The organism is Saccharopolyspora karakumensis (assembly GCF_004349225.1).
GTDB classification, from domain to species: Bacteria; Actinomycetota; Actinomycetes; order Mycobacteriales; family Pseudonocardiaceae; genus Saccharopolyspora; species Saccharopolyspora endophytica.
The window spans coordinates 23,269-33,831 of record NZ_SMLA01000019.1 but is presented as its reverse complement, the minus strand read 5'-3'; the positions used below and the strand labels follow the sequence as shown (position 1 = coordinate 33,831).

At 70.3% G+C, this 10,563-nt stretch carries 8 protein-coding genes and 1 pseudogene; 5 read left to right on the top strand and 4 right to left on the bottom strand.

The features are described from left to right. Nucleotides 1-76: 76 nt before the first annotated feature. Nucleotides 77-1,270 (bottom strand): dipeptidase, encoded by a 1,194-nt coding sequence (locus E1202_RS14835; protein WP_132683649.1) that lies wholly within the window; start codon nucleotides 1,268-1,270, stop codon nucleotides 77-79. 128 nt (nucleotides 1,271-1,398) lie between these two features. Here E1202_RS14835 and E1202_RS14830 point away from each other — a divergent pair, with 128 nt between their 5' ends. Then, on the top strand, nucleotides 1,399-1,596 hold the full coding sequence (locus E1202_RS14830) for a hypothetical protein (RefSeq protein ID WP_132683648.1): 198 nt from the start codon (nucleotides 1,399-1,401) through the stop codon (nucleotides 1,594-1,596). A gap of 5 nt (nucleotides 1,597-1,601) precedes the next feature. Here the strand turns inward: E1202_RS14830 and E1202_RS32180 are convergent. Further along, nucleotides 1,602-2,076: pseudogene (locus tag E1202_RS32180) on the bottom strand (ATP-binding cassette domain-containing protein); the annotation flags it as partial. 209 nt (nucleotides 2,077-2,285) lie between these two features. Between E1202_RS32180 and E1202_RS14820 the strand changes: the two are divergent. After that, entirely contained in the window at nucleotides 2,286-3,380 is a 1,095-nt protein-coding gene (locus E1202_RS14820) for a sensor histidine kinase (protein ID WP_132683647.1), read from the top strand. After that, complete coding sequence (locus tag E1202_RS14815; RefSeq protein ID WP_132683646.1) at nucleotides 3,377-4,030, top strand: response regulator; 654 nt, start codon at nucleotides 3,377-3,379, stop codon at nucleotides 4,028-4,030. The genes E1202_RS14820 and E1202_RS14815 overlap by 4 nt, the downstream gene beginning before the upstream one ends. A gap of 1 nt (nucleotide 4,031) precedes the next feature. Here E1202_RS14815 and E1202_RS14810 read toward each other — a convergent pair whose 3' ends face one another. Next, on the bottom strand, nucleotides 4,032-5,462 hold the full coding sequence (locus tag E1202_RS14810; protein WP_132683645.1) for a serine/threonine-protein kinase: 1,431 nt from the start codon (nucleotides 5,460-5,462) through the stop codon (nucleotides 4,032-4,034). Between the two features lie 216 nt (nucleotides 5,463-5,678). Here E1202_RS14810 and E1202_RS14805 point away from each other — a divergent pair, with 216 nt between their 5' ends. Further along, complete coding sequence (locus tag E1202_RS14805; protein WP_132683644.1) at nucleotides 5,679-6,875, top strand: cytochrome P450; 1,197 nt, start codon at nucleotides 5,679-5,681, stop codon at nucleotides 6,873-6,875. A gap of 45 nt (nucleotides 6,876-6,920) precedes the next feature. Here E1202_RS14805 and E1202_RS14800 read toward each other — a convergent pair whose 3' ends face one another. Beyond that, entirely contained in the window at nucleotides 6,921-8,366 is a 1,446-nt protein-coding gene (locus E1202_RS14800) for a glycoside hydrolase family 30 protein (RefSeq protein WP_132683643.1), read from the bottom strand. Nucleotides 8,367-8,705: 339 nt separating this feature from the next. On the opposite strand from E1202_RS14800, the gene E1202_RS14795 reads away from it, so the two are divergent. Then, nucleotides 8,706-10,529 (top strand): glycoside hydrolase family 3 protein, encoded by a 1,824-nt coding sequence (locus E1202_RS14795; protein ID WP_132683642.1) that lies wholly within the window; start codon nucleotides 8,706-8,708, stop codon nucleotides 10,527-10,529. Nucleotides 10,530-10,563: the final 34 nt, after the last annotated feature.

Genomic DNA, 10,563 nt, shown 5'->3' with positions numbered 1-10,563 from the left:
GAAGCGGATCCGCGGAGGAGGGTGTGGACAGAACGCGCCCGGCGGAGATCACCGCCGGGCACGCGTCACGAGGAGGTCAGCCGTCGAGCTGGTCGATGGTGGCGATCGACGGCGATTCGGTGCGCTGCAGCTCCGTGGCCACGCGCTCGGCGTCGCGCAGCACGCGCACGGCGTTGTGCCAGGTCAGCTTGCCCAGGTCGGCGTGCGACCAGCCGCGGCGGAGCAGCTCGGCGATGAGGTTCGGGTAGCCGGAGACGTCGTCGAGGTCCTGCGGCAGGAAGATCGTGCCGTCGTAGTCGCCACCGACGCCGATGTGGTCGATGCCGGCGACCTCGCGCATGTGGTCGAGGTGGTCGGCGACGGTCGCCGAGGTGGCCACCGGCTGCGGGTTGGCCTCCTCGAACTTGCGCAGCACCTCCTTGGCCTCCGGCGTGCCCGACAGGTCGCTGAGCCCGTGGGCGACCAGCTCTCGCTGCGCGGCGGCGGTCCACTCCACCGACTCCTGCAGCACGAACTTGGTCACGAACGTCGCCATCGCCACGCCCCCGTTGCCGGGCAGCTGGGCGAGCACGTCGTCGGGGATGTTGCGCGGGTGCGAGCAGACCGCGCGCGAGGAGGAGTGCGAGAACACCACCGGGGCGCGGCTGGCGCGCAGCGCGTCGCGCATGGTGTCGGCGGCGACGTGCGAGAGGTCGACGAGCATGCCCATCCGGTTCATCTCGCGCACGACCTCGACGCCGAAGGCGGTGAGACCGTCGTGGGCGGGCTGATCGGTGGCGGCGTCGGCCCAGGGGGTGTTGTCGTTGTGCGTCAGCGTCAGGTACCGCACGCCCAGGTCGTAGAAGGCGCGCAGGGTGGCCAGCGAGCAGTTGATCGAGTGGCCGCCTTCGGCGCCCATCAGCGAAGCGATCTTGCCGTCGGCGCGGGCGGCCTCGATCTCGTCGGCGGTGCGGACCAGGCGCAGCCGGTCCGGGTAGCGGGCGGCGAGGGCGTTGACGCAGTCGATCTGCTCCAGCGTGGCGCTGACCGCGTCGTCGCCCTGCAGCTCGGTGGGCACGTAGACCGACCAGAACTGCCCGCCGACTCCCCCGGCGTCCAGGCGCGCGAGGTCGGTGTGCAGGCGACCGGTCTGGTCGGTGGCGATGTCGCGCTGGTCGAGGTCGTAGCGGACCTGCTCGCGCAGTGCCCAGGGCAGGTCGTTGTGACCGTCGAGCACCGGCGTGGCCTTGAGCAGCTCCCGCGCCTCGGCCACCACGTCCGCGTCGCTCATCGCGCCTCCCCAATTCACCCGGTCGGTTGTTCTTGGTGAGCATATCCGCTCGAGATCACCCGACCAGGGCCGTGTGGCACGCCGTAGATCGAATCGACGAATCGGACGTTCGGCCGCACCATCGTGCTATGGAGCGAATTCCCAGGCAGCAGGACACCAGCAACCTGCCCGCGGTGCTGGCCGAGTACGGGCACCTCGCCGCGCAACTGCCCGGCGCCTCGACGCAGCAGGCCGAGCGGTTGCGCACCCGGCTGGCCGAGCTGGACGAGCAGATCGACGACTACGTCGCCCGCCTGACCGAGTACCACTCCATTGTGGACAGTTGACGGACTCAGCGGTCGCGGCGCCGAGCACCTGAGACTTCGCGCAACGTTCCGTCCTGCCCTGGCTCCAACGCTCCGGTGATCAGTCCGACGACCTGGCTCATGTCGTGCGCGCGGGGAGACGACGCCGACGCGCCTGCCGAGCCGGTGCACGTGGATCCGATCGGCGATGTCGAACACGTGCGGCATGGTGTGGCTGATCAGCACGACCGGCAGCCCTCGCGCGCGGATCCGGTCGATGAGTTCGAGGGCCTCGCCCGCCTCGGCCACGCCCAGCGCGGCGGTGGGCTCGTCCATGATGACGGCCTTGCTGCCGAACGCCGCCGCGCGGGCGACCGCGACGCCCTGGCGCTGACCGCCGAAGAGCGCCTCCACCGGCTGGGTGATCGACTTGACCGCGATCCCCAGCTCGTCGAGCACCCGCTGCGCCTCGGCCCGCATCGCCGCCCGATCGAGATTGCGCAGCACGCTCCCCAGCAGGCCCGATCACCAGGCCGATCAGCGCCGTGCTGCTGGCCGTCGCGGTGTTCTCGCTGAACCACTGACACGTTCCTCAACCCGGGCACCTGATTGATTTCATCCAGCACTGAAGTTATCGATGCTGCTGACGGTTGAGTACGCTCGGCGACGTAGCCGGTGTGTCGGCACTGGGAGGACGCCGGAGCGCGGGCCGGTCGGTGAGACTGGTCGTCATGAGCGTGTTGCGCCCTCGCATCGGTGACGTGGTCCTGGCGCTGCTGGTGACCGCGGTCGGGGTCGTCGGGACCGTCGCCGCCCACCGGTGGGCCGGGCACGGGATGCGCGGCCTGGACGGGCTCGCCATCGCCTTCGTCGTGGCCGCGGGGCTGACCTTGGCGTGGCGACGCCGGATGCCGCTGGTGGTGCTCGGGGTCGTGTCCGTCGCGGTGTTCGGGTACCTCGTCGCCGGGTTCCGGTACGGGCCGATCCTGCTGGCGCTGCTGGTCGCGGTGTACTCGGTCGCGCGTCACCGACCACCGCGCACGGCGGGCATCGCCGCCGGCGTCGCTCTTCTGCTGCTGTGGGCGCACACCTTCCTCACCGGCCCCGGCTGGGCGGGCATCATCCCGGCTGCGGCGTGGGTGCTGGTGCCCTTCGCCGCGGGCCTGGTGGCGCGGACCCAGTCGGAGGCCGCGGCCCGGCAGCGGTCCGAGGCGCTGCGGCGGCGGGTCGACGACGAGCGGCTGCGCATCGCCCAGGAGGTGCACGACGTGGTCGGCCACGGGCTGGCCGCGATCAAGATGCAGGCCGACGTGGCGTTGCACGTGCTGCCGAAGAAGCCCGACCAGGCCGAGATCGCCCTCACCGCGATCAGCCGCACCAGCAGCGACGCCCTCGACGAGCTCCGCGCGACGCTGGCCGTGGTCCGAGCCGGAACCGGCCAGGGTCCCGAACCCGGCCTGAGCCGCGCGCACGACCTCGTCAACCGCACCCGCGACGCCGGGGTGGACGTCTCGCTGCGCGTGCGCGGCGACAGGCCGGAGCTGCCGAAGTCCGTCGACCTCACCGGATACCGGATACTGCAGGAGTCCCTGACCAACGTGCTGCGCCACAGCCGGGAGCAGCGCGCGGAGGTCACCGTCGACTACTCGCCGGAGGAGGTCACCATCGAGGTCACCAACCCCTCCCCCGCGACCACCGGCGGCGACGGCCTCGGCATCCCGGGGATGCGCCGCCGCGTGGAGGCGCTCGGGGGCGAGTTCAGCGCCGGGGCCTCCGGCGGCCGATTCCGGGTGCACGCCCGGCTGCCGATCGGAGCGCAGCAGTGATCACCGTGCTCATCGTCGACGACCAGGACCTGGTGCGCATCGGGCTGCGGACGCTCATCGAATCCGAGGACGACCTCGACTGCGCCGGTGAAGCCGCCGACGGGCTCGACGCCGTCCGCAAGGTGCGCGAGCACCACCCCGACGTGGTGCTCATGGACATCCGGATGTCCGGTGTGGACGGTCTGGAGGCGACCCGGCGCATCACCGCGGACGCGGATCTGGCCGGCACCAAGGTGATCGTGCTGACCACCTTCGAGATCGACGAGTACGTCTTCAGCGCGCTGCGCGCCGGTGCCAGCGGATTCCTGCTCAAGGACACCACCCCGGTGGAGCTGCTGCGCGCGATCCGCCTGGTCGCGGGTGGCGAGGCGCTGCTCGCGCCGTCGGCGACGCGGAAGCTGGTGCGCGAGTTCGTCCAGCTGGCGCCGCGCTCCCGCGATCCGCACCCGCAGCTGCACACGCTCACCGACCGAGAGCGCGAAGTCCTGGCCCTGGTGGCCGAGGGGCTGAGCAACGAGGAGATCGCCGGACGCCTGGTGGTCAGCCCGGCCACGGCGCGCACGCACGTCAGCCGCGCGATGGTCAAGCTCGGTGCGCGCGACCGCGCCCAGCTGGTGGTGTTCGCCTACCAGTCCGGCGTCGTCGACTGACTCACTTGCTGATCGGCGCGAAGTCCGACCAGGACGTGTGGGCGAGCATCTTGTTCGCGTCCCACAGCTCGACCGAAACCCGCACCGAGCCCTCCGGCCTGAGCTGGAGCTTGCACTCGACGTACTCGCCCTCGCTGCTGGTGTCCCGGCACTCCGCGGTGTGGTGGTAGTCGGTCTGCGAGCGGATCTTGACCCAGTACCCGTCCTTGTAGGTGTCCTTGATCCCGATGTGGTCGCGGTCGGCGTTGAAGCAACCGTTCCCGCGATCCTTGCCCTCGTAGGTGATGGTCTTGCAGGTCTTCGCCGCGTACGGCCGCCGCGAGGTCGTCGGCCTCGCGGTGCTGCTGGGCGGCTTGGACGCCTCCGAGGACGGGGCGCTGGTCGGCGCCGCCGAGACGCTCGTGACCGGTTGGCTCACCGGGGCGCTCGTCGGCGCGGGCGGTGTGGAGACCGGGATCGGCATCGCCTGGCCGTCGGTGGGCTCGGGTTGCAGCGTCATGACCGCGGCGGCGACACCGGCCACCGCCGCGACCGCGCCGACGCCGGCCAGCGCGATCGGCCACCGCGACTTGCGCCGCTCGGGCTCGACCCCGGACGCGGCGGCCCCGAGCGGCGAGGTGCTGCGCAGCGCCCGCCGCGCCGCTGCGGCGAGCTCACCCGCGCTGGCGTAGCGGTCGGCGGCGTTCTTGGCCATGCCGGTGGCCACCACGCGGTCGAACTCCGGCGACACGCCGGGCATCACGGCCGAGGGCTTCGGGGGTTCGCGGTTGAGGTGGGCGTAGATCAGCGCTTCGGTGCTGGTCACGCCGTAGGGCTTGGCGCCGGTGAGGCACTGGAAGAGCACGCAGGCCAGCGAGTACACGTCCACGCGGTGGTCGGACGGGGCGTCGCCGAAGCGCTCCGGCGCCATGTAGGCCAGCGTGCCCATGGTGACGCTGCCGGAGGTGCGGCTCGTGGCGTCCTGGATGGAGGCCGCGATGCCGAAGTCCACGAGGTAGGCGAAGCCGCCCGCGCCGAGCAGCACGTTGGACGGCTTGACGTCCCGGTGCACCACGCGCGCGGCGTGCGCGGCGTCGAGCGCCTGCGCGACCTGCTCGATCACGTGCACCACGTCCTGCGGGTGCATCGGACCGCGAGCGGTGAGCCGCGCGCCGAGGTCTTCGCCCTCGACCAGGCGCATGTCCAGGTAGAGGCGGCCGTCGATCTCGCCGTAGCCGTGGATCGGGATGACGTGGGGCTCGTTGAGGCGCCCGGCGGCGTGCGCCTCGCGCTTGAAGCGCTCGCGGAACTCCTGGTCAGCCGCCAGGTGCGGGGCGAGCAGCTTGAGCGCGACGATGCGGTCGTGGCGGGTGTCGTAGGCGCGCAGGATCTCGCCCATCCCCCCGCGGGCGATGACGCCCTCCACCCGGTACGGGCCGAACTGCGACTGCACGGCTGCTGCTCCTCGTCCGACGTTGCGGCCATCCTATTGGGTGACGCAGAGCGCACAGCACGGCCCACTGCCCGCTCCGCCGAACGGCCGCTGCGCTCGGTGAAGTTTCCGCTACGAAGCGCCGGCCCCGGCTGCGCCGACCAACGCGCGCCTGCTACCAAAGGCGAGGAAAGATCATGTTCCGCCACCGGCTTCGGGAAAGGACCGGTCCCACAGATGTCGACGACCGACGACGGCACGGACGCACGCAAGATCGATCGCGGGGAGAACACCGGTGGATGCCCGGTGAGCCGGGATTCCGACGGCGTGTGGCGAGTTCGCGGTCACGCCGCCGCCCGCGCGGCCCTGCGCAGCACCGACACGGTCCAGGCCGGTCTCGGCGTGGAGACCGTGGAGAAGATGCCCGCCAAGATCCGCCGCCCGGTCCTCTACCGGGACGGCCCGGAGCACCGCGAGCACCGCCGCCAGACGGCGAAGTACTTCACTCCCCGCAAGGTCGACGAGTCCTACCGGGGGATCATGGAGCGGGTCAGCGACGAGCAGCTGGCCAAGCTCACCACCCACGGGACCGCGGTGCTCTCGGAGCTGAGCTTCGAGCTGGCGATCGGCGTGGCGTGCGCGGTGATCGGGCTGACCGAGAGCCGTCCGGGACTGGCGGGACGCCTGGAGCGATTCTTCCCGGAGGAGTTCGGCGAACCGGGTTTCACCAGCCTGCACGGTTTGTACTGGGTGTGGCGGCAGGCGGTGAACTGGGGCGGCATCTACTTCGCCGACGTGCTGCCCGCGGTGCGGGCCCGGCGCAAGCAGCCGCAGGACGACCTCATCTCGCACCTGCTGGCCGACGGTTGCTCCTCGGCGGAGATCCTCGGCGAGTGCATCACGGTCGCGGCGGCGGGCATGGTCACGACCCGCGAGTTCGTGAACCTGGCGGCCTGGCACCTGTTCACCGATGACGCCCTGCGCGAGCGCTACGTCAACGCCGAGGAGTCCGAGCGGCTGGCGATCCTGCACGAGTTCCTGCGCTTGGAGCCGGTCGTCGCGCACCTGATGCGCCGCACCACCGCCCCGGTGGAGCTGCCCGGCGAAGACGGCCGGACGCACACCGTTCCGGCCGGCGAGGTCATCGACATCGACGTGACCAGCACCAACGCCGACGAGGCCGCGTTCGGCGAGAAGCCGCTGCAGGTGTGCCCGCACCGCGAGCTCACCGACGCGACGGCGCCGGGGCTGTCGTTCAGCGACGGTCCGCACCGCTGCCCGGGCAACACCATCGCCATCCAGGAGACCGACGTGTTCCTGACCCGGCTGTTCGCCCTGCCCGGTGTGCGCTTGCAGACCCCGCCGAGGGTGTCGTTCAACGACGCCATCGGCGGCTACGAGCTCCGCGGCATGGTCGTGGCCGTCGGCGAGTGACGCTGCGGTGGGGGAAGTTCCCGCCGGCGCTTCCCCCACCCCGCGTCAGGCTCCCTGCCAGGTGAAGGTCGTGACGGCACCTGCCGGGAGGGTGTGCTCGAAGCTCTGACCGCCGCTGCGGACCTGGAAGGTCTGCTCGGAGTCCGAGGCGTTCAGCGCCAGCAGGGCGAGGGTGCCGTCGGCGTTGCGGAAGGCCACGGACTCGATGCGGTTGGGGTTGCTGGTCGATTCGACTCGCTGCGCACCGGGTTTCACGAACTTCGCGACGTGGCCGAGGACGTAGTACTCCTCGTTGTAGGTGACCTGCCCGTCGTCGGTGTTGACGGTGACCACGCCGCGGCAGTCGGAGCAGCCGCCGTTGGTCGGGCCGTGGTTCTGGTCCAGCGCGATGTTCCACAGCGCGACGCCCTTGGCCCAGTTCCGGGTTCCGCCGATGACGAGGTGCTGGGTCTGCCACTTGAGGTTCTGGGCGAAGTCCGGCGACCAGTCGCCACCGGAGCACTCGGTGAGCCAGATGCCCTTGTCCGGGTGCGCCTGCTGGAACTCGCTCTGCCCGGACACGTCACCTTCGTAGCAGTGGAAGGCCGCGCCCGGGACGTACTGGCCCGCTTCCGGGTCGTCGACGACGATGCCCGGGTACTCGGGGTGCGACCAGTTGTGGTCCCACGCGAGCAGCTGGGTCTTCAACCCGGATTCGGCGAACTTCGGGCCGATCTCGTCGCCGATCGCCGCGGCCTGCTGCTCCGGGGACATGTGCATCGACGGGTATCCGGCGGAACCGTCACCGGATTCGGGGTGGTAGGGCTCGTTCTGGATGCTCAGGAAGTCCAGCGGGACACCCGCGTCGGAGTAGGCCTGGGCGGTCTTGACGAGGTAGTCGGCGAACACTCCGTGGTTCTCGGTCTTGAGCTCACCGCCGTCGACGTTGTCGTTGGTCTTCATCCACGCCGGAGCGCTCCACGGCGTGCCCATCACCTTCAGGTCCGGGTTGGTCTGCTTGGCCTGCCGCAGGATCGGCAGGATGTAGGCCTCGTCGTGCCCGGTGTTGAAGTCGGAGAGGTCGCAGCAGGTGTCGTCGAAGGTGTAGTCGCCGGACTCGGCGGTGGCGAAGTCGCTGGCGCCCAACGGCTGTCGCACCAGGCTCAGCCCGATGCCGTCGACGCCGAAGAGGTTGTTCAACAGCTCGTCGCGCGCGCCCTGGTCGAGGTTGTGGGAGACAAGGGAGGCTGCGGAGTCGGTGAAGGCGGCGCCGAACCCGTCGATGGTCTGGTAGGTCGTGGCCGGGTCCACGTCGATGATGGTCTGCGCGCTGCCGCCGGACCCGAACTCCTCGTCCTCCTGGCGTTCGAGGAGCTTGCTCTTGTCGCCGGTGGTCTCCCACACCTGCACGACCGGCGCGGCACCGCCGGGCGCGGTGCCCGCCGCCGTTCCCAGCAGCAGGGTGCCGGCCAGCAGCGCGGCGCGCCTGCGCCAGGGTCGGGTTCGCTTCATCGCGAGTTCCTCTCAACCGAGGGACGGGTGAACGACGGCATTGTTCGCCGAATTATTCGTGAGCGCACATGGGAATTCCCATTTGATCCGGCGTTCCGGCGAACGTGGCACGGCCTTTCGGGGCACCGTGTCGAACTTTCGCCAACAATCACGTGATTCGCGTCCCCGGTGCTACGTTCGGCAATCGCGACAAACCCGACCACACCGCGACGTCCCAGGACTGCATCGGTTCGGAGGAGTTCGACCAGCGCGGGAATTTCGAAATATTTCGGAATTCGACCAGCAGTCCCGCGAATGCCTTTCAGCACTGTGTTTTCTCAACGCGGAGGAGATGTGTTCATGGCCTTCAGCAGACGGATGCGCGTGGCGGCGATCGGCGCCGCCCTCGCGTGCACAGCGGTGATCACCCCGACGGTGGCCGCTGCCGGCCCGACCTACCGCGACGCGTCCGCGCCGGTTCCCGACCGGGTCGAGGACCTGCTGTCGCGGATGTCGTTGCAGGACAAGATCGGTCAGATGACGCAGGCCGAGCGCGTCGCGGCGGACCCGCAGACCGCGGCCTCAGCCGCACTCGGCTCCGTGCTCAGCGGCGGTGGCTCGGCCCCCGACCCCAACACCGCCGAGTCCTGGGCGGACATGTACGACGACTACCAGCGCGCGGCGACCGCCACTCCGCTGGGCATCCCGCTGATCTACGGCGTGGACGCGGTGCACGGGCACAACAACGTGCGCGGCGCGACGATCTTCCCGCACAACATCGGCCTGGGCGCGGCCGACGACCCGAAGCTGACCGAGGACATCGGGCGCGCGACCGCCGAGGAGATCTCGGGCACCGGCATCGACTGGGACTTCGCCCCGTGCCTGTGCGTGGCCCGCAACGACCGCTGGGGACGCACCTACGAGTCCTTCGGCGAGACGCCGGAGCGGCCCACCGCCCACGCCACGGCCGTCAACGGCCTGCAGGGCGAAGCGCTCAACGCGCCCGGATCGGTGCTGGCCACGGCCAAGCACTACATCGGCGACGGCGGCACGACCGGCGGTGACGACCAGGGCAACACCGAGATCGACGAGCAGGAGCTGCGCCGCGTGCACCTGCCCCCGTTCCAGGAGGCCGTCAACCGGGACGTCGGTTCGGTGATGATCTCCTACAGCAGCTGGAACGGCCTCAAGCTGCACGCCCACTCGTACCTGGTCAACGACGTGCTCAAGGGCGAGCTGGGCTTCAAGGGCTTCGTGATCTCCGACTACGACGCGATCGACCAGATCGACGGCCAGCTGGGCTTCACCGCCGAGGAGGTCGCCACCGCGATCAACTCCGGCCTGGACATGATCATGGTGCCCAACGACTGGAAGAAGTTCACCGAGCTGCTGCGCGGCGAGGTGGAGAACGGGCACGTGCCGATGTCGCGCATCGACGACGCCAACCGGCGCATCCTCACCAAGAAGTTCGAGCTCGGTCTGTTCGAGAACCCCTACACCGACAGGCGGTTCACCGGCACGGTCGGCAGCCCGGAGCACCGCGCGCTGGCCCGCGACGCGGTCCGCAAGTCGCAGGTGCTGCTGAAGAACGACGGCGGCCTGCTGCCGCTGCCCAAGGACGGCGGGAAGCTGTTCGTGGCGGGCAAGAACGCCGACGACATCGGCAACCAGTCGGGCGGCTGGACGATCAGCTGGCAGGGCGAGAGCGGTCCGATCACCCCGGGCACGACGATCCTGCAGGGCATCAAGGACGCGGCCAAGGGCTCGCAGGTCACCTACGACCGCTACGGCACGGGCATCGACACCAGCTACAGCGCCGCCATCGCGGTCGTCGGCGAAACCCCCTACGCCGAGGGCAAGGGCGACCGCCCGTCCGGCATGGGCGTGGACCAGGAGGACCAGGAGACGCTGCAGAAGCTGGAGGACAGCGGCGTCCCGGTCATCGCGGTCACGGTCTCGGGACGTCCGCTGGACATCGGCCACGACCTGCCGAACTGGGACGCCCTGCTCGCCTCCTGGCTGCCGGGCACCGAAGGCGCAGGCGTCGCCGACGTCCTCTTCGGCGACTACAACCCCACCGGCACCCTGCCGATGACCTGGATGAACTCCGCCGACCAACAACCCATCAACGACGGGGACGGCCAAGAACCCCTGTTCCCCTACGGCTTCGGCCTGCAGTACTGACGTGATCCGGGCGCTCACCTCCTCTTCTCGGGGT

Coding starts and splice junctions, on each gene's coding strand:
- E1202_RS14800 (WP_132683643.1), bottom strand. CDS start 8,366: ATGAAGCGAACCCGACCCTGGCGCAGGCGCGCCGCGCTGCTGGCCGGC.
- E1202_RS14835 (WP_132683649.1), bottom strand. CDS start 1,270: ATGAGCGACGCGGACGTGGTGGCCGAGGCGCGGGAGCTGCTCAAGGCC.
- E1202_RS14795 (WP_132683642.1), top strand. CDS start 8,706: ATGGCCTTCAGCAGACGGATGCGCGTGGCGGCGATCGGCGCCGCCCTC.
- E1202_RS14805 (WP_132683644.1), top strand. CDS start 5,679: ATGTCGACGACCGACGACGGCACGGACGCACGCAAGATCGATCGCGGG.
- E1202_RS14820 (WP_132683647.1), top strand. CDS start 2,286: ATGAGCGTGTTGCGCCCTCGCATCGGTGACGTGGTCCTGGCGCTGCTG.
- E1202_RS14830 (WP_132683648.1), top strand. CDS start 1,399: ATGGAGCGAATTCCCAGGCAGCAGGACACCAGCAACCTGCCCGCGGTG.